The sequence below is a fragment of the Pantoea sp. B623 genome, assembly GCF_024814475.1.
In the GTDB taxonomy this organism is placed as follows: Bacteria; Pseudomonadota; Gammaproteobacteria; order Enterobacterales; family Enterobacteriaceae; genus Pantoea; species Pantoea ananatis.
The window spans coordinates 789,651-810,299 of record NZ_JANUXM010000004.1; the positions used below are offsets into that span (position 1 = coordinate 789,651).

The 20,649-nt window shown below is 44.8% G+C and carries 16 protein-coding genes; all 16 read right to left on the minus strand.

The annotated features are described in order from the left end of the window. Window positions 1–70: 70 nt before the first annotated feature. Complete coding sequence (locus tag NXS97_RS05600) at window positions 71–1,279, minus strand: MFS transporter (protein ID WP_116219620.1); 1,209 nt, start codon at window positions 1,277–1,279, stop codon at window positions 71–73. Between the two features lie 71 nt (window positions 1,280–1,350). Further along, a complete protein-coding gene (locus NXS97_RS05605) occupies window positions 1,351–3,075 on the minus strand; it encodes an AMP-binding protein (protein ID WP_116219619.1) in 1,725 nt (574 codons plus the stop codon). 22 nt (window positions 3,076–3,097) lie between these two features. After that, a complete protein-coding gene (locus NXS97_RS05610) occupies window positions 3,098–5,995 on the minus strand; it encodes a beta-ketoacyl synthase N-terminal-like domain-containing protein (RefSeq protein ID WP_116219618.1) in 2,898 nt (965 codons plus the stop codon). Further along, the gene (locus NXS97_RS05615) at window positions 5,992–6,306 is read right to left on the minus strand and encodes a Dabb family protein (RefSeq protein WP_116219617.1); all 315 of its coding nucleotides are present in this window, start codon (window positions 6,304–6,306) and stop codon (window positions 5,992–5,994) included. The genes NXS97_RS05610 and NXS97_RS05615 overlap by 4 nt, the downstream gene beginning before the upstream one ends. After that, complete coding sequence (locus NXS97_RS05620) at window positions 6,299–8,932, minus strand: beta-ketoacyl synthase N-terminal-like domain-containing protein (protein WP_116219616.1); 2,634 nt, start codon at window positions 8,930–8,932, stop codon at window positions 6,299–6,301. Before NXS97_RS05620 ends, NXS97_RS05615 begins: the two co-directional genes overlap by 8 nt. A gap of 57 nt (window positions 8,933–8,989) precedes the next feature. Further along, window positions 8,990–9,397 carry an ester cyclase gene (locus NXS97_RS05625; protein ID WP_116219615.1) on the minus strand — a complete coding sequence of 136 codons (408 nt, stop codon included), beginning with the start codon at window positions 9,395–9,397 and terminating at the stop codon, window positions 8,990–8,992. 198 nt (window positions 9,398–9,595) lie between these two features. Continuing rightward, on the minus strand, window positions 9,596–11,284 hold the full coding sequence (locus NXS97_RS05630) for a non-ribosomal peptide synthetase (protein ID WP_181901410.1): 1,689 nt from the start codon (window positions 11,282–11,284) through the stop codon (window positions 9,596–9,598). A 201-nt stretch (window positions 11,285–11,485) separates the two neighbouring features. Beyond that, window positions 11,486–13,054 carry an AMP-binding protein gene (locus tag NXS97_RS05635; RefSeq protein WP_181901409.1) on the minus strand — a complete coding sequence of 523 codons (1,569 nt, stop codon included), beginning with the start codon at window positions 13,052–13,054 and terminating at the stop codon, window positions 11,486–11,488. Continuing rightward, window positions 13,047–13,310 (minus strand): hypothetical protein, encoded by a 264-nt coding sequence (locus NXS97_RS05640; RefSeq protein ID WP_116219612.1) that lies wholly within the window; start codon window positions 13,308–13,310, stop codon window positions 13,047–13,049. Before NXS97_RS05640 ends, NXS97_RS05635 begins: the two co-directional genes overlap by 8 nt. A gap of 99 nt (window positions 13,311–13,409) precedes the next feature. Next, window positions 13,410–15,035 (minus strand): phenylalanine aminomutase (D-beta-phenylalanine forming), encoded by a 1,626-nt coding sequence (locus NXS97_RS05645; protein ID WP_116219611.1) that lies wholly within the window; start codon window positions 15,033–15,035, stop codon window positions 13,410–13,412. A gap of 277 nt (window positions 15,036–15,312) precedes the next feature. Continuing rightward, on the minus strand, window positions 15,313–15,708 hold the full coding sequence (locus tag NXS97_RS05650) for a hypothetical protein (protein WP_116219610.1): 396 nt from the start codon (window positions 15,706–15,708) through the stop codon (window positions 15,313–15,315). Next, the gene (locus NXS97_RS05655) at window positions 15,693–16,535 is read right to left on the minus strand and encodes a transglutaminase domain-containing protein (protein WP_158151120.1); all 843 of its coding nucleotides are present in this window, start codon (window positions 16,533–16,535) and stop codon (window positions 15,693–15,695) included. Before NXS97_RS05655 ends, NXS97_RS05650 begins: the two co-directional genes overlap by 16 nt. A gap of 1 nt (window position 16,536) precedes the next feature. Next, entirely contained in the window at window positions 16,537–16,869 is a 333-nt protein-coding gene (locus NXS97_RS05660) for a hypothetical protein (protein ID WP_116219608.1), read from the minus strand. 129 nt (window positions 16,870–16,998) lie between these two features. Beyond that, window positions 16,999–19,203 carry a beta-ketoacyl-[acyl-carrier-protein] synthase family protein gene (locus NXS97_RS05665; RefSeq protein WP_158151118.1) on the minus strand — a complete coding sequence of 735 codons (2,205 nt, stop codon included), beginning with the start codon at window positions 19,201–19,203 and terminating at the stop codon, window positions 16,999–17,001. An 18-nt stretch (window positions 19,204–19,221) separates the two neighbouring features. Then, a complete protein-coding gene (locus tag NXS97_RS05670) occupies window positions 19,222–19,971 on the minus strand; it encodes an SDR family oxidoreductase (RefSeq protein WP_181901408.1) in 750 nt (249 codons plus the stop codon). Continuing rightward, entirely contained in the window at window positions 19,964–20,632 is a 669-nt protein-coding gene (locus tag NXS97_RS05675) for a hypothetical protein (protein ID WP_116219605.1), read from the minus strand. Before NXS97_RS05675 ends, NXS97_RS05670 begins: the two co-directional genes overlap by 8 nt. Window positions 20,633–20,649 lie beyond the last annotated feature (17 nt).

The following is a 20,649-nucleotide window of genomic DNA, read 5'->3' on the forward strand; positions in this document are numbered from 1 at the left end:
TCCTGAGCGATAAATCACCTGCATTGAGCAAACCCGACCCGTACCAATATGTCAGGTTTGCCCTGTTGGCTTATGGCGTGGCCGTTGACAGCTTTTGATGCTTGAGTAGTTGCTTTAAGACCAGTGGCTGCACGAGCGTAAGGGCTAACGCACAGGCGGCCAATATCTCAAGGTTGAGCAGCTTTTGTTGCTCTTCTACCAAGATACATGACGAGAGGATGGCAGCTAAGCCACTAAATACATGCTGGCAGATGCTTTGAAGAGACATAAAAGCTGCTCGTGTGCTGGGGGCTGGAACGGTGGTATTGACTGTGGCGGCAACGATGGTTCGCGTTGCCGTCAACGCAGTGAATGCCGTAAAAACAATTACCGTGGGTAAGACAGAAGAATGCATAAATCCGTCGAAAATCACCGCAAAAATTCCGATGGCAAGCCCAATCGCCACGGTAAGCGGCCCTATTTTGTCAACCATGCGACCACATATTTGTAGCGTAATCACACTGACTCCTCCCCCGATCAGGTAATACAGACTTAAATCGTCGCGGGCGACACCAGCGTTGAGTTGCATCCAAACGGCCAGATTTGGTAACAAAAGGAAGGTACTTAATACGGCCAGGCCCAGCGATGAAATTGCCAGCACAACCCGCCGATTAGAAATTAATGCCCGTAGAGACACATCAGGTGGCACGAACGCCGTTTCCTGAAGATGCCCTTTCAGGCCTGGCAGTAATACAAACACCATCACGGCCACAAGCATTCCTGAAACACCGACAACATGAAAAGGCATTGACCAGTCATACATAGTTGCCAGCTTGAGGCCCAAAGGCACGCCAGCAATCGCAGCAATAGAAAAAGCCCCCATCACAGTAGCCATGGCGCGCCCACGACGCTCTGCAGGGACACAGTCCGTTAAAATGGCCAGAGAGATAGCGACTAATGGGCCAGCAAAAAAACCGGCAAGAATGCGTGCAAACATCAGGCTGTTCATATTCCAGGTATGCGCGCATATCAGGGTAGCTGCTGACAATCCAGTCAACATGACTAACAGCACCCGTTTACGATCGAACCTGTCAATATACTTCGCCACCAGCAGTGAAGAGACAGCAGCAGCTAAGGTGTATGCCCCCCCAAGATAACCCATATTTGCTGCCGACATATGTAACGCACCTGCAAGATCGGCTCCGAGAGGCATAACGATCATAAAATCTACAGCATTAATAAATTGAATAAGTGCCATCAACCAGATGACTTTTTTCTCATGCATGAGAGAGTCCTTCATGTACGTCTCCACTTTTCAGACTTACTAACCGCTGGAATGCGCCACTAAGTTTGAAAATACTTAGATTAAAATTATATGCACTCAAGTTCATTTATCAGCTTATCGAAACATGGCCGTTCAAAGATTTCATGCAGCTGTAAATTGGGGTATAACTCAAGCATATCGAGGTGCAGAGAGATGGCCTGCATTGACGTTAACCCCAGTTCAAAGAAGTTGTCATCTTTTGACATCCGGGTGATGTCTATATACTGACCCAGGATTTTACCCGCAGGATGGGATGCCAGAGCGGAGGGTTCGCCCACTGACGAGGAGCCACTGGCTGTGGGCACCTGACTCAAAAGAGTGCGGCTCATCTCTTCAAGCCTGTTCCCGTCGACTTTACCGCTCAGCGTGTAAGGTAAGGCCGGAATAGTGAAAATATGATGAGGTATCAAATAGTAATTTAACTTTGACTGAAGAAATGCCCTTATTGCTGCCTCAGTCACCTCCGTACACTCCACCCAGCCTATCAGTTTTGAGGAATCAGATAGATCGTCATGAAGGCAAATGACCGCAGAACCTGAGACGCCCGCTATTGCTTCAAAGGTATCCGTTATTTCCGTTGGTTCAACCCGATACCCATTGATTTTGATAAACCCACCTTCTCTGTGAAGAAAATTGACGATACCTTCGTTATCCACATAACCAATATCATTGGTGTCATACATCCGTTGATTGACACCCCTTATACACAATTCTGTGAATTTACTCGCCGTCAACTCAGGGTTATTAAAGTACCCCATTGCCAGGCCATCCCCGGAAATATAAATACGCCCCGGCTCACCCTGTGCGCACTCTTGCTGATGCTCGTTCAATATCAGGATCTCGGTGTTACGTATTGCTTGACCAATACGCGTATCCCCTGCTTGTCGAATGACATGCGCACCCGACCAGACGGTGGTTTCTGTGGGTCCATACACATTGCACAGCCAGTCACTGCGTGCAAACAACGCTGAAGACAGCTGTGGAGACAGCGCCTCGCCACCCACTAATACTTTTTGGAAGTGCCACCCCTGCTCGAGATAACCTAACAACCCTTTAAACAATGAAGGCGTGGCCTGGTACACGGAAGGTGACCAACGTATGACTTGTGCTGCAATCTGTTGTGGCGAGTAGATCTCTTGATCTGTCAGCAAGATTAAGGTTCCCCCACTCACCAGAGGGACTGAGTATTCCAGGAAGAAAATATCAAAGGCAATCGACGTTGAAGATAACCATGTTTGCCCGGGCTTGAATGCTAATAAATGGCAAAAGTACTCAATGAGGTTAGCACACCCAATATGGCTGACCATCACCGCTTTGGGCGCACCGGTTGAGCCAGACGTATATATTCGATAGGCCTCTTGTGAGGCGTGTATAAGGTTTTTGTATTCGAAAGGGGCACTGGTATTTAACAGACCAATGACGTCTATTGTTTTTTGGCACTCAGTTATCTTCACGTTACTGATATACAGGTAACGCGCTTGAGAGAGGATATGTTCAATTTTATTGTATGTGGTTCTGGGGTCTACAGGAATATAAGGCATTCCAAGGTAATGGCACGCTAATATCGTGACGATTAGAGATTCATCTCTCCGTAAACACAGTACCACGCCCTCGACGTCGTCATCGATTTCAGACTGGATACCGGCAGCAACTCGCTTTGCCTGATATTGAAGTTGAGAGTACGTGATTGAACGATGACCAGATATGAGTGCGATATTCGCGGGGAATAATGCCGCAATAGATTCAAACTTTTCGATAAATGTAGAATTCATACTTTTTCGTCTAATGTAGGTTTCATCGATTAAACAAGGCACGGTCTATATTAGATACAAACATAGACATCAGGCTTGATACCATTTCACGCGGGTAATTCGCTTGATTAAAGATCATCTCGATTGCGATCCTCTCTTGCTCAGGCACGAGATTGACCGTCAAATTTCCATATACTGGCTGGTAGCGCACTGGATATTCAGAAAGCGTGAACTGCCGATATTTTAAAATATTGCCTTTGTTTTGGTTCTGATACATAAAAAGAATATCATAAACCCCCTGGCCGTTTTTCCCTGTCTGGGACGAAATTCTCTCCAGCGGCACGTGAGCATGAGGCAGGCTGTTTTTGAGTGCGCTGTCAGTCTCATTCAGGATTTCTTTGAACTGTGCCGACTCACAATTAACGACAACTGGAATATTATTCATTCGACAGTCAATTACTGCTCTGTCCGCTTCCGAGCGATTGGCCAGCGTCATTCCTGTGCAGATAACGGTAGCATTCAGGAATTCTGATAAGGTTGTATTGAACAGAGCATAGATCACGACAAAGAGGGGTTTCTTATGGATCCTGGCAATATCCAGTATTCCTGAAACCTGTTCCGGTGAAAGGCAAGAGACCACCGACCCGTTGATCAATTCCTTCGCCATGATCGGTCGAGCGGGGTCGACCGGTAATGACGTTTGCGGAGCGTTACGCAGAGAGTCTTGCCAAAACGCCAGGCTGGCATTGGAAATTTCAGGCTCTCTGCGCTGAGGAATACGGATTCTGTCTAAGGGCGCGTTTTCTTCACCGGACAAGACTTCCAGTAAATTGTGCAAGCCCGTCCCATCAATCGCAATGTGATGAAAATTCAACACCAGCAGCGTTCTGGCGCCATGTCGAAGCGTCGTTACCCGGCAAAGCGGCCCCTTATCGAGATCAAACCGTTGCTCATACACGGCCTGCAATCGCATTTCCAGAGAGGCTTCTTCAGACACTTCCACCAGCGCCGTTTCAATGACCTGTGCACGTTTGGCCGCCAGTGCAATACCCTCTTTGGTAATATGGTACTGATGAATGAACTGAGGGAGCTGCGCAAGAATTTCATCCAATGTTTGCGTGAAGGATTCAATCGGAAATGCCTTCGTAACCTCGACACAAATTGGAACGTTATATTGACTACTATTGCCTCGCTGAAGCTTTTCCAGCAAATAAAAACGTTGTTGATAAGGTGACAACAAACCCTGTGGGTGAAGAGGAGCAATCACCGGCTGGCGATCCTCCTTAGGACTGGCGCACAACAATGGATCCATGGCAATCGCGTTCGCGAGGGCCTCGGGCGTCGAATGCTTGTAGAGGGTTTCTGTCGTGACATCAATGCCGAGTTCTGATTTGAATAACGCAAGTAGCTCAACGGCCGTCACAGAGTCGCCATACAGATCGAAGTAATCACTGTCTGGGTAAATATCATCCTCCCCAAGCACTCGCTGATAGAAAGACAAGACCTGGGGCAACAGGGAGGAGAACGTAAACGGCGTCTGTTCTCCAGCGGGATCGTGCCTTGAGGTCTGTTTCTCACCGCAGGCATCTTTTGCCGGGGCCGGCTGAGAGAAGAATGAATACACGCAGCCCTGTGCCGCCTTATGGCTCGGTTTATCCAGCATGTGGGAAGTTGCGTTGCCGTAGCTTTCAATCACAATGTGCGCATTGGTCCCCCCCACGCCCATCGAGCTTATAGCGGCCAGAGAGGGCTTATCAGGATCCAATGAAATATTGTCCGCCGTAAACAATAAATTCTGCTTCTCCGACTCGCGGAGTAATTCATTGAGCTGAGACAGGTTGGACGTCCCAGGATAAACGCCTTGCTTGAGTGCCAGAACAGACTTAATCAGGGAAGCGATGCCCGAGGCCCAGAAAAGATGGCCAATGTTACCTTTGACCGATCCCACGACCACCGGGGATAGCGTGTTTTCCTCAGGGAAACTTTCCATTAACTGGCTAAGGGCCTGAACTTCCATTGGATCACCCACGACAGTTCCTGTTGCATGGCATTCTATAAACTGCAGCTGGCGAGGAGTAATGGCCGAATTTTGATAGATTTTAGACAGCAATTGCGACTGGCCCTTGACCGAGGGGGCGGCATAACTGGCCTTGTTCCTTCCATCATTATTACTCAATGCATTCGAAATCACAGCATGGATAATGTCCCCGCTCTTTTCGGCATCCTGAAGTCGCCTGAGGATCACGACCCCCCCACCATCCGAGGGAACGGTGCCATCTGCACTATGGTCAAAAGGCCGACACATGCCGGTTTGAGAATAAATGGACCCGGGTTCGTACTTGTAGCCTTCCTCCAAAGGATAGGAGATATGCACTCCGCCACAAATCACGGCATCACAACGCTCTGTTTGCAGCATCCAGCAAGCTTCAACAATCGCGGTCATTGACGAAGAACAGGCGGATTGCAGATTGAAACACGGGCCCTGAAAGTTAAATATATGGGCGACACGGGTAGCCATAAAATCGGTACCCTTATTGAGGTTAAGCAGCAGCGCATTAGGCGCTTCAGTCTGCCCTTCTGCGACGCTATTTTGCAGTTGATCATGATAGGTATGATTGCTGCCCTGCGTCGCTATCACCGCAACGGTTCCGAGTGCGCCTGGGTCGTGATATTCGCCATCAAGCAAGGCCGAGTCGACAAGTTCGATAAACTTTCTCAGCTGCGGATCCATAACTAACGCTTCCTTTTCAGAAAGACGATAGCGCTGCGCATCAAATGTTTCCGGATTCGGGCACTGCCCCTTCGATCTGACGTATCCTTCCTGATCGATATATGACTGATAGGACACCCGTCCCTGGCACAGATTGTCCCAGAACGCGTGGTAGTCGCTGGCTTCTGGAAACAGTCCCGCCATTCCTGTAATTGCGATCTTTTCTTTCATCTCTTTTCCTCGGCCACCACCATATCGAAGACAATCGCCTCTAAAATGGCAGAGTTAAGTCTTTCGTTAATAAAGGTTTGATGGTGATCGTTAATTTGATAGGCATCTCTGTCTTTTTTCGAGCTAAATTCCATAACGAATGCATACTCAAATCCTGAATGATATGCATTGTCACCATCATTTATTCCATAGCTATATTTTATGATGCCGGGGATTTTATCTTTCAACTCACCTAGCTGGTGAAGCAGTTCCAGAGCCTCTGTTTTAGAAACAGACGTCTGGAATTTAAATAAAATAATATGCTTATACATGCTGTTCTAAAAACTCCAGAATGAAATCTAAAACGTCATCAACATTTGATTCGGTGACTAATCCAACATGGTCAGTGTTGATTTTCCTGACTATCATTAAATCGCTTACTGGCCAGTTATTGTTGGCCTTTTTCAACGACTCAAATGCACTGGCGAGCATCTTGTTTTTTACCTCTACAAGAGAAGCGGTCGCCACGACATTGAGCAGGGGCACGCTGATCCCAGAATACGCAAATGCCTTAACCATATTTCTTTCAATATCAAATAATGATTTGAGATTATCCCTTGCTCTTTCATCTCCGCTAATCGAATTTGAAAAATAGCTGAGATCCATAAAACAGGAGAGATAGTCATCCGTAAAGAGCACTGAGCTATCCGGAGAGTACAGAACAGAATCCAGCAATACGTTGCCTTTGATTTCTATCTTCCCTCTTAATAATTCCGTTATTTTAATAGCCAGCAGCCCACCGAGTGACCAGCCGCCAATAAAGACTGGAGCAGTGCTATCTTTCACACTTTCGAAAATATCAGACGCATACTTTTCAGCGAGTTTATCTATTGAGCTAATTTTTTTTTCATTATAGAGATTATAAGAGTCGACTCCGAGCACTTCGATGTCACCGGCAATTTTTTTGGACAGACTTTTGTACATCTCCACGCCTGAAATCGATGCGTGAATTAATATAAGCGTTGCTCGTTTCTCGCCCGGCGGAACACACAGCGTTTTTATCAGCGAAGAGGCTGTTTTAGTACTGGCCAGTCTATTCAGTTCTTTCAGTTGGTCATTGAAAATATCGTATTTCTCAACCCATTCCATGGTCAAAGTCAGACCGAGGGTGGTATTAATATCAGTGACCAATGACAGCGCGAGGATAGAGTGCCCCCCCAGGTCAACGAAGCTGTCTTCTTTGTTTATTGATTCCAGCATAAAATTATCCAGCCAAATCTCACGCAGTGCCTCTTCGCAGCTAACCACATTGTCTCTGGTGGCTTCCCGCGGAACGTCGTCCACCTGGGTTTGCGGTTGAGGGGTGGACTGGAGCGTGACGACGTGCCTGGCATCAATTTCGCTCACATTAAGCGCGATCGCTTTCCCCTTATACTCTTTCAGACAAACGTCAAGGGGCTGACCGACAACGTTTGATCGCAATGTAGCGGCAATTTGCTGTTCAAGATCGCTCAGAGATGCAACAGCAAAGGTTGTAATACAGCTTTTCCCCACAGAGCGTCTTGTCAGGGTGTAGGCCACATCGTTAAGCGAATGAGAGATGTTTTTTAATTCCTCCCGGAGCTGGCACAACAAGTGCTGCAGGCGTCCACTGGTATTTGCGCCAATCATGACGACGACTGTCTGCGGCTTCTCTTCCACCATCAATGAAGTGCACTCTTCCCCACGAATGACTAGCGCACAGTTGGTTCCGCCGATCCCTAAAGAGTTAACCAGGCCTGTTAAATTATCCTTTCGATGGCTTTTTTCAGGGATGTAAAAAGGCGTCCGCTCAAAGGATATATTCGGGTTAAGCGATGAGAAATTGGCTGCTGGATAGAGCTTATTATTCCACACTTGCAGTACAGCCTTTAACAGGCCAGCATGACCGGCAACGACATCCAAATGGCCAATATTGGCTTTAACTGATGACAGTGCCGTGCTATTTTCAGCTGGCTCATCACTCATGAAAACTTTTCTCAGTGCCGCGACTTCGAGCACATCCCCAATCCTGGTGCCCGACCCGTGACCTTCAACAAAGTTGATGTCCTGCACCCTTAGCGCCGATTTGGCGAGCACGTTTTGGATGTTTCTGGCAATACCACTGGTTGAAGGCGCGGTATAACTCGATTTGGCTCTTCCGTCATTGTTAATGCTGCTCGCGGTAAGCACACCGTATATCCTGTCTTTGTCGCTGCGAGCCTTATCCAGAGATTTCAGCACAAATACGACACAGCCAAACCCGGGAACCATGCCATCTGCCGTCTGAGAATAAGAGGATAAAACACCGCTTTCCGACAGATTCATCCCCGGCTGGAACTGATACCCGGAATGAAGAGGATAAGGGAGGCTGGCTCCGCCTGCGATCGCCACATCACAGTCTCCGGTTGCGATCCCTTGCATCGCCATGTGGACAGAGAGTAAGCCGCTTGAGCATGCTGACTGTACCCCTACAGCCGGACCTTTCAGATCAAAAAGGTATGCGCATCGCAATGACTGCTGTTCCTTATTCGAGCCAATCTCGATCTCGAAAGGATCGTACTTATCCAATGCTAACTGGCTGCCTGAAAGAAAAGAGGGGTAATGGCTGTCGGAAGATGTGGAATAGACACCGGCGTTCAATGCGCAGCGGGTAGGGTTATAACCAGCATGTTCCAATGCCCGCCACGCACATTGAATAAACATACGCTGTTGAGGTTCAATGATGTAACTGTCCCGCAGTGACATCCCGAACAGGTCGTAGTCAAACTGATCGGCTCCCTGCACATAGCCCGCCCGGCTGACCCAACCTTCACGAGGGGTGACACAGGAGAGAGGGTCGGACAACGCATCCTGACCGGATTCCAGCAACGCGTCCAGCTCTTCCATATTACTTGCGCTAGGCAAGAGAAAAGAGAAGCCAGTAATCGCTATATCCATTTTAAATTACCTGTTGTCATAGGCATAGAATGAACACTCTATGCCTGGGTTATCGGGTTATGCTGACGGCTGTTTTAGCCAGATTTCGCTGTACATTTCGTCATCGACCATGAACCACAGTTCTGCGACTTTCCCATCAACAAATCGTTTTTCTACCATGATCTCAATATCACGGGCTTGCTCTTCACCTTTTAACGTAGCCCGGCGATTAAGGCGAGCATAGGTGCGGTCACCGGCAGCAAAGACCGACTCGACAGAAGTTAAGATCGACGCATGTTTAGCAACAAACTCCCCCATTCCCCCTTTCATCTGTTCAATGTGCAGCGTTTTACCTTTTAAATGACACTTCGCACCCTCATGGTAATAACTGTTCACGACAGGGCAATTGCCCGTATCAAAAACATCCGTATACAATGATTTTACAATTTCAATGTTTTTTAATTCGTTTTCACTATACTCAGTCATAATGTCGCTCCATTAATATAAAGCCCAGTACTGGCTGTTATTTGCAAGGTTGATAAATAGTAAGCTAAAGTCGTTTACTGGATAATGAATAATCCATGAGATGACTTTTTTGATTAAAAATTAAAATGCAGCAATACCTATAAAAAACGTTCACTCATTCGACATACTTTTCCGGTAGCGAAAAAGTAAAAATAGATTCTAAGCATTGACCTTGTTGTTGACTAAATCATCCACGCCTTGCAATGTGCCAGCGCTATAAAGATCAAGAAGATTTATTTTAATATCAAATTTTTTATTCAATTCGTAACTAAACGTGAGCATAGATATTGAATCAAACCCAAGTTCAAATAAACCAGCATCAAGCATTTCAACCGGCTTATCCAGCACCTGTTCAGCAACACTCTTCACCGAGCATTCGGTGGAATCATTTTGACGCATTTCAAGATAGTTTATCGTCTGATTAATCAGTGACTTTGTATCGAGTTTGCCATTCTTTGTGAGCGGCCATTGCGTGTTTTCGATTAAAAAATCAGGAAAAGAAAAGGAACTCAATTGAGCGCGTAGCCGGGTAGCAATCGTATCGAGATCGGCCGTTTCATCATGTATTTCGATCAAAGAAACAAGATGGCTATTCCAAATAAAACACAGTGCTTTGACAATAGAGCGATCGTTTTCTAATGTCTTTTCAATGTCATCTAATTCAACCCGATGCCCATTCAATTTAACCTGACGGTCCTGCCGACCCAAAAAATAAAATTCGCACTCTGATGTGCATTCGACAATGTCCCCGGTATCGTAATATCGGGTGCCGTCAATAATCATAAACACCTTGTCGGTTTCAACAGGATTATCGTGGTAACCCAGCGAGAGACCTCTTCCCGTTACATGGAGCCTCCCAATACCCAATTTATGGTATTCACCGGTGTGTTCATCGAAAAGAAGGTGTTCACTTCCTCTTACCAGCTTTCCTGTCGGGACCCGTTTCTCACGTTTCAGTTTGTGAAGGTCTAACAGAGCAACGGTAGTGAAAACGGTGTTTTCCGTCGGCCCATAACCGTTGTATAGCTGCGTATTAGGCGAACGTTCCAAAAAGGACACCGCAGCGTTAAAATTTACTTTATCTCCACCGACGATCAAATGTCTGAGACGTGCTAATGCGCGGCAATCTCCGGATAACATATGGCTCCTGAAGAGACCGGCCGTCATCCACATGCAGGTTATTCCGTAGCGATCAATGGCATGAAGAAGGCGTGCCTCATCCAATACCACCATCTTATCCAGCAGCACCAGGGTGCCGCCAGAGAGCAAGGGGGTAAAAATTTCGAACGTGGATGCATCAAAGGAGAGTGATGAATAAGATGCCACAACGTCTTCATCACTCAAGGAAATGAAAGAAGGACGATGAAGTAAATTGAGCACAGAACTCGCTCTGACCTGAACGCCTTTAGGTTCCCCCGTAGAACCTGATGTGTACATGACTGACATCACCCCTTGCTCAAGAGCACGATGAAGTACCTGCGCATGTCCATGATGCGTCAGGGGGTGTGAGACAACCTGCCCAGTATCAAAACACACATCATTAATCACCCGAATCAGAGGGAATTTCGTCGCGATTTTAGTCAAAAACGAACGAGGCCGATCGCCATCAACCGGTATAAATGTTACACCACAGTCTATAGCGGCTAGCATCAGTATGATGGCTTTAAGTTTATCTTTAACATTTATAATGACTGCAGTATCACTGCATGAAATAGCCTGATTGCAGATTTCAATGCGTCGTTCTAACTCCTGATACGAACAGACCATCTCATTGAACACGATAGCGTTTTTATGACTAAAACGCCCTCTTATCGTGCGAAGCACATTTTTCAAGTCATTATCTTGCACAGATTCACCTCTCCGTGTTTTTTGACCATTTGTCATGTATTAAAGTCTTTTACGTCTCCTGAATGTTTTATTTTCGTAAGCAGGAAACTGATAAGAAGCAGATACTCAGGCGAAAACACCCGCCACTCAGCGTCACGTACTGACATGAAATAAGGATGCTTTCCGAAAGACAAAACAACACTGAGCCGATTGAAAGTTGATTTATTTAATATGCAATGAGATGATTTTCTTATCGTTTATACATCCTTTGGAGCGGACAAACGCTGAGTGGACAGAATCTTTGACCTTACTCCTGTCTAACTTTGCGCTCCTCAGTTTAGGGAGTGAATCGAAAATGGCGAAGACATTTGGGATCATGTATTTCGGCAGCCGCTTTCCTAACAAAGAAATACATTCTTCCGGATTCAGTAATAACGTACTCTCGTACGAAAGAACCAAATAATCTTTATTGTTATTCGTGTACTTATGTAGAAACAGTTCTCCAACATTCAATACTTTCTTAATGTTTTCTGCAACATCCTGCAGATGGACTCTGAACCCATTGAGTTTTACCTCATCATCCGATCGTCCAAGAAAGTAAAAAACGCCCTTATCATCAACTTTGACAACATCATTGGTAGAATAGTATTGCTCACCGTCAACAAGTACGAATGGGTTATCAACCTCTAGCGGATTAATATAACCTTTCATGACTTGCTTGCCAGATATCAATAGTTTTCCTTCACCGGCATTTGATAAACCGTAGCGGGTTTTGAGCAAGTATCTGGTGCCATCAAATGGCTTGCCGATACTGATATCGCCAGCTAACGAATCCAAGGTGATCTCTGAAGAAAAGCAGCACATGGTACCTTCTGTAGGGCCGTAGGCGTTAATAACTTTAAGATCCGGGATGTGTTGCAGCAATGTTTTTATGGACTGCCCGTGAGGTTTTTCTGCACCAAACAGGATGAGATTCAGAGAATGAAGCTTATCAAACCCTGTCGCCTCTTGAAGCTGTGGCAACAATATTTCCAGCACTGAAGGAACACAGCTCAACCGGGTAATCTGATATTTTTCAATGATGCCAGAAAAAATTGCCGGTATGAAAGGCGCCTTGTACAAGTATACCGAGTGCCCATACAAAGCCGGCACTATGCTGTCAAGTATCGTCATGTCGAAATACAGTGGACCAATTGACAAATAGTTTTCTGATTGTTCACTGACGTACCGGGGATACAGTGCCGCTAAGAAAAAATTCAGGTTTTCATGTGTAATTTGCACCCCTTTAGGCTTCCCAGTTGAGCCGGAAGTAAAGATGATGTAAGCAACGGTATCGCTATCAATTTCCGTCACATTCTCTTCACCGTGGAAATCAACGTCGGTTAATTCGCTGACAGATCCATTAGAAACCACACACCCATGAGGAATTAACAATTTTTGTCTAAAAGCGCTCTCCTGACCTATATAGTTGTCCTCCGCTACCACCATATCTGGTTGAAGATCCGAGATAATCATCGCCAACCGACTGTCTGGAAGGTTTTTATCTAACGGGCAAAAAGTGACGCCTTTCAATAAACACGCAAAGAAAAAGGCATATTCTGAAAATGACTTATCCAAAAATGAGGCAACTCTTTTGCCCTGAATTATTTTAGCCGATTCAAAATAATTTATTATCGTTACCACCTCCAGATACAGTTCTGAAAACGTTATTTCCCTTTCATAGTTATAATAGACAACATCATTATTATCCTGAAATCGCCTTATCATCGACAATAGATTACTTTTAGTCATCCTGGGCCTTTTTATTGATTGCAGAGTACACCCATGAGACGACTCCATTCAGCGTGTCCAAAACCTTTTCATCGCCAATATTACTGCCAAATGACAGGCCGTAAAATTTATTTATTTTGTAAACAAACTGAAGGATATCTACCGAATCAAGAATTTCTCTCAGTTTAACTTCTGCATCTATCTCTACGCTATCATCGTAATGATTTAGTAATTTAATTTCATTTTTAAGCGTTGTTTCAATTTCAGATTTTTGCATATACCACTATCCATTATTATTCATTTTATGAACCCTCACCAATATCGGCGACGCGACTTAGCCCTCCGGGATAAGTCGCACTGGTCCCCGCACCCATCATTAAATATCGCGATTTCTGGTTAACACGTTTTGTGCAATGGACTCGATATAATCGGAGATGGTTTCGTCTTTTTCTAAATAAGGTACAAGCGTGCGAGTTTTGTCATAAAGAGCACGCGTTCGTTTCGACAGGCCAGCCGTTCCCCGAATGTCGACGGCCTGACAGGCACATAGTAATTCGAATGAGAAAACATATTTCAGATTCTTTAGCTGTTCTTTAACACGGCGAGCGGCAACAAGCCCGAAGGAGACAATATCCTGAAAATCTCCGGTGGTGCTAAGCGACTGAATTGAAATTGGCATACAGGAAGCTCTGGATTCAGCGGTAATCGATGCTGTCATGAATTGTCCTCCCATAAGTCCCAAACGTAACCCCGCATTTTCAGCACAAAGAAATGGAGGTAAACCATTGCTGTTGGACTTATCCATAAACCGGTCAATTCGACGGTTGGCGAGGTTCATCATCGTCACCAGCGCAATATTCAGGTGATCCATAGCCATGGAGACATATTGACCATGGAAGTGTCCATTATGGAATACCTCTTCAGTGGTCTGGTCAATTAATGGATTGTCATTGGAAGAATTCAACTCGTTAGTCAACGTTTGTTTAATATTCTTCAGAGTATCCGCAACGGGCCCAAGAATCTGAGGTGTACAGCGGATTGAATACGCGTCCTCAATCTGATGGCTACTCGCTTTGACTAATCCATCCATTTCCTCAGCAATCAGCTTTTCGACTTCATGTTCGTTCACGGCCAGCGAAGAGTCGGCCAGTGTTTCCCATATGGTAGTCGCCACTTCCAGCTGCCCTTGATGCGGCTTCATGCGGTGTACGGCCGGCTCAAACGGTTTAGTTTTACCGTGCAGCCCTTCAATTGACAACGAGGTTACTGTAAGGTAAGTGTCGAATAACTGTCTTACTTCGTCATAGAGCAAAACCCCTAAGCCCACCATGGCTGACGTGCCATTGATCAGAGCCAGTCCTTCTTTAAAGCTGAGTTCCATTGGTGAGATCCCCGCTTTTTCAAGCGCCATTGCCCCACTCATCTGCTCGCCTTGGTAGCGTGCTTTCCATTGACCAGTGCAAACCAGCGCAATGGCTGCCAGTGGGCCCAAATCGCCACTGGTTCCAAGCGAACCTTTTTCAGGGATGCAGGGAACGATTCCCTGGTTATAAATTTCGATTAGTTTTTTGAAGTTAACGATCGAAATGGCCGAGTTGCCACGTGACAATGAGACGATTCGCGCCAGCATGGTCGCCCGAACCGTTGTATCGTCGAAATATCTTCCCACATTGGTTGCAACAGCATTAATTAAGTTGTTCTGTAGCTCACTGGCTTTCGCAATAGGAACGATATAGTTAACGAATCCCCCCATGCTCGTATTCACACCGTAAATGACTCTTTCATCCGACACCATGCTCTCCAGGATGTCGCGCGACCTTGTCACTCTATTAACAACTTCATCATCGAGAGTGACAGGTTGGTGATCTCTCGCCGCGCGTGCAATCTCTTCCAGAGAAATATCTTTACCCGATGAGATGTGGAAATGCATTTTTTCAATCTGAGATAATGTTTCATTACGAGAAACAACGGATTGACGACCGTTTTCGTTTACAAAACTCATTATAACCACCGATTAATTTTAATTCGCATTAGCCGCCTGAACGGTTAAATATAAATTTGTCTTTTACAAACTTTCATATGAGTGACGACCGATTAAAACTGACAGACTCGTTACATCAAATGAATGTTCAACTTAGCCTTAACGCATTTATCTATTAAGAAAAATGCAGATAAACCATATATGGTAAAGTATTACCGACTTTGAAACTTGTATTTCATTTAATAGCTATCCATTGAGGATATGCAGACTAATGATATATCTGCTCACAGACTCAGTTTCAATCTGAGTTCGCAAGTAAAATGTGACATGAAAGGAGCGAATGATTGGTACTGGTGAATGCTTCGCAGTGGTACAGGTATTTTGAATCAAGACGACTGAGCAACTTTGTTACTAAGATATAGCTGGATCTGATATCACTGGCATACTGAATATTCAGGTTATCTAAACCAACTAAATAGCCACTATAATCAGGATCCAGTTTATTTTTTATGTGGATACCCGCTGCCTGAGCTAATGATTCGACAATAAGTGGCCATGAATTTTGACAATAGTGCTTATAGGTCTTCTCTGCATTAAAATCCGCCCGAGCCGTCATTTCATACTCAGACATACCCTCAACGGTAGAAATAAAAGAAAAAGGTTGAGCATGAGCCCCTTTCACAAACTCTGGCATGGCTTATAATCTCTTTGGTAAGGATGGAAGTTAATGAATCCTGAGAAGTCAGGATTAATACTTTTCATCTCTTTTCTACTTTCATCAATATTTTCAACGATTTCATCTACTCGTTGGGGGTCTTTCACATACTGCTTGAAATCAAAGTAGTCCCAGTAAAATAGCTCCACCTTATGTAAAGCCAGCACGTCCTGTAGCGTCCTCCATACGAATCGCTCAAGGCCAAGGATCTTTCTGTACGAATGATGATGAATGGCCTCAAGATTTAAATCACCGCGCCGATATTTTTTCCATAGATCAGTAAAGAGGTTGGATTTGATTCTCGGAATATTATCAAACTCGAAATCGATAAAGGATTGAGTCTGGTTTTTTTCAATAATCTCGAGCGTAATCGTTGGATCCAGAATTTGCCATTTTTGATTTGAAGAGCACCAGTACTCAAGGACGATGTGTTCCGCATAGGAGTTGGGTTCAAAATATTCACACAGGCAGAATCGATATCGCGCCGGAATCGACAACTCACGCAGGATACCAAGACATAACAGTGAAATCGTTTGGCAATTGCCAATGATTTTCTTTTCAAAAAGATTCTCTGTTGTTAAATCCAGCCCACGTCTCGTCGCTTCCTGCAAAACTTCTTTGACAGTGCGCAGTTCGAAGTCTTTATGCCGGGACAGAGGGATCTTGTAAGCATTAACACCGCTTTGATGCTCGATAAGATTACGACAACTTCTGGCAATACTTAGCAGTGAGCTGTCATTCATATCGAGATGAGGCGCCGCATCGCCTAATGCCGTAATATCTGATTGAGTTGAATAATCGATCATATCATTGCGCTTTAATGTAACTGACTTTAAGTATTTTACCTGCATCGTTTTTGACAGTGCAAACAACCTTATCCACACGGTCGTTGACTTTCACAATAACTTTTTCGTTTGGCAGGACCGTCTTGTAAAATCGTGCATTATCAATTGCGGAAATATCATCCACGCCTGTTTTTAGCAGATGGTCATAGATAGTATCTAATAATAGTACGCCCGGAACTATAGGATTATTAGGAAAATGCCCCTCAAAAAAAACACAGTCGCTGTGAAATAACATTGAGAATATTCCATTTGAGGCTGTGTCAATAACAGCCCCATGCGTATTTTTGTGGCTCATAATACACTTCCTCTCAAGGACATTTGATATTTGCTAAGAAACAGAATGTTAATGAAAAGGCGACGGAACGCTTCACTTTTCTCAATGGAACGAAATATACGCACTGCCTCCCCTTTTCTTTATTAAACGCTATTTCGTCTGATTGTCATGGCTTGAGATTATGCATGCACCCACATTAGAGGACAAATCAATCGCTATTACCATTACGTGACACTTGGCGCCTGTCGAAATCATCTCAGTTGCGTCAACAATATGCGTCATAAAGCCGGATGAGAGTCTATTATCTTTATTACTTTCCACAGCAAGATGAGGGTGGTATTGGCTCAATACCTGTTTGACCCCATCGACAATGCTACTGTCCATCAACGCATTTGATACGAGGCAATGATCTATTTCATTAAAACTTATACAGGCTTCTTCAAGGGACTCGAGGATAAGCCGCTCCAGCAGGCGATGGAACCGTTTATCATTCCTAAGCACTAGCCCGTTCCATGATGAATGAAGCATGCTGCGAATCCATGCTGCGGGCGCGTAATCACTGCTGGAAAGTTGCTGCCTGCCAGAAAGGAGAAGGGCCGCACTTCCTTTAGACATTACATAGTCTGCTCCGGCAAAAACGTGATCGACAAGATCTTCCTGAACCGGTGTCACATCGTCACTTGAACAGGCAATCATAAAGTCCTGCGTACCCTTTCTAAGAAGATCCACAGTATATTCGAACGCCGCTGTCGGGCTACACACTACTGTTGAATGACCAATTAACTTGTGTGCAATAGAGACCTGACCACAGGTTGCGCTCACAATATGTCCCGGAAAGTGACGCGCACTTGCATACCTGGGATCACCATCATAAATCGACGTAAGGTAACTTTCCAGACAGCGTTGTGGGCGCAGTGAGTTGCCAGTAATGACCCCTGCACGGGCATTACTGTTTAAGACCTGCTCAAAACCCTTCACCACATCACCTACTGACTCGATACAGTATTTAATTTCTGGTGAGTCGCGTTTAAACCTCTTATTTTGCAGATGAAGTTGACACTCTTCTCTCACAACTCCAGTTTTGGCACCAATAATCGTTTTTACCATCCCGTCATTCGCACTTGCTTTCACAATAGGTATGGCTGACCGGGTATATTTGACCGGCCGTTCATTCGCTCGTTTAGTCACAATAACGGAACTGTTACTGCCACCAAATCCAAAACTGTTTGCCAGGACGGTACGGACTTTTTCGGCCGGGTAATCCCTGTAGTTGAGGTTTATGGGACTGCACCCTGCCCGCAGTTCTCTCAGGTTGTTATTTTCTGGCGTGATGCCCCTATCCAGCAGGGACAAAACACTGATCAACTCTATGATGCCAGAAGCGCCTAACGTGTGGCCGTAAAATGGCTTCATGACACTGACTGGCACATCAAGACCAAATAGTTTCTCGTAAGCTTTTGACTCAGGAATATCATTTGCGCCGGTACCGGTAGCATGTGCTGAAATCAAATCGACGTCATTTCTGCTCAGGCCTGCATCCATTAATGCAGCATCGATGGCCTGTGCAGCACCCGCTCCATTCGGCTCTGGAGATGTTTCGTGATACGCATCGCTGGAAGCCCCGTAACCAGTGACTAACCACTTATTATTAACGCTATCTTTGCTTTTGGTGAGTATAAGTATGCCCGCGCCTTCACCTAAATTAATTCCTTTAGGTTCAGAAAATGGCGCACATCGGCCTTCATTCAACGCACTCAGGCTGTTGAAACCAGCTACGACGGGAAGATCGATACAGTCAGAACCACCACAGATCACCAAATCCGCTTTATCGGTATGAAGGAGATCTGTCGCTATCCCTATTGCCGTTAGGCTCGACGAGCAGGCGGAAGAGATAACAATTTTCTTCCCTTGTATATTGTAACGAGCAGCAATCGCGTTGCCACAATGCGATAACATTGAAGACATCAGTTCGCTATACGATACGCAGTCCTGCTCATTGTTTAGCACTTTATTGAACATTTTTGAGTAGCTATCAGTGCCGGAATTATAGCTGCCTAAAACGACAGAGACGCGACGCATATCGTATTCAGCCAGGGTGATTCCTGAGTTTTTGATAGCGGCTTCCGTGGCTCTCAGCGCAAAAATGGAGGCATTATTCACCCAGCCTTGCTTTCCGAAAGATTCCGTGCTTTTTTTATCAAAGACGGACACCGTAGCATTCTTAATTCCCAATTCATTGTATTCAGAGTTGTTAATTAACCGATGATGATCAGAGCAAAAACGAGTTAACTCGTCTAAATCATTAACAGGTGGGGTATAGATCCCCATACCTGAAACTACAATTGAATATTTCATTATCTCGCCTTATTAACTCTAACAAAACTTCCCACCATCTATATGGAGTACCTGACCAGTCATGTAATGACAGATATCGCTGCACAATAATTGAACGATTGAACTCACGTCTTTTACAGAGCCTGTTCGCTTTAATGCTGATACCTGTAGAACATGGGAATAGGTGTTTTCAGGAAGATTCTGAGTCATATCAGTCTCGATGTAGCCTGGTGCAACGGCATTCACAAATATATTGTAACTGCCGAGCGTTCTTGCACATAAGCGAGTAAATCCATTCACTCCTGCTTTTGTCACGCTATAGGCGACCTGGCCTGCATTCCCACATAAAGAGGTGTTAGATGATATGTTAACAATTCGTCCGGGTTCATCATTACTGGTCGACTTTTTCAAAGAAGGTACCGCCGCCAGCGTCATGTTCATCACGCCTTGAAGGTTGGTCGATAACACAGCTTTGTTCTCTGCTTCGTCGCAATTGACGAATTGTTTACTCAGCGTTACTCCGGCATTATTAACCAGAATATTAATCGTCCCGTACTCACGTTCAACTGCTTCGACGACTGACTGACACATGTGAAAGTCCTGGACATCTAACTTATGAACGGAACAAGTTACATTGCTGTCTTCCAGCATCTGCCTGACCTGTTCTGCGCTTTGGGCATCGCGTGTATACGTTAATGCTATGTGGGTATTTTCTGAGGCGAGATCTCTGCAAATCTCTCGTCCGATACCTCTTCCTCCTCCAGTAATGAGGACGACCTTCTTAGACATAGTCAACCACTCCATTTCCTAACCGTATAGTCGCCCCATTAATTGGGAAGTTATTTTCAATCATCGATAAAATGAATTTAGAAACATCTGAATAGCAATTTGACTTATATTTCAACGCATAGTTTTTTAAAAGATCCTTACCCTGCCTGTTGAGACTTAGCTCCTTTAATTCAGGCTGAATAACTAGCGAGTTGAAAACCATATTGTACCGCGAATATTCTTTTGCCAGGGATTTAGACATTGATATTACGGATTGATTGTATGTGGGTGAGCTATCATTAGTATCCAGATAACCAAACGAATCATCTTTTAATAAAAAGAAAAACCTGGAGCTATCTAATTTCATGTTAGTCAATACTATCTGCTTCAAAACTCGCATTAAATAGTTTATATTATCAACTAATTTTCCTGAGAAGAATTCATTACTGTTATGGCTGGCATCACCATTAAAAATGGACCTTAGCCATTCCTCTTCATTAAACCTTAAATCAACAATGATGTTTTCATATACGAGGCTATGTGTTTCCAGTTTCTTTATCAGGTCTTCCTTCACATCATCACTATCATTCAATGAAAACAAATCGAGGCCGTTTTCAGTGAGATTATCTTTTAAGCAATCAACGATTGCTGATTGATAATTATTTAAAATCAGTGTTTTCATGTTATCGGGCACTATCT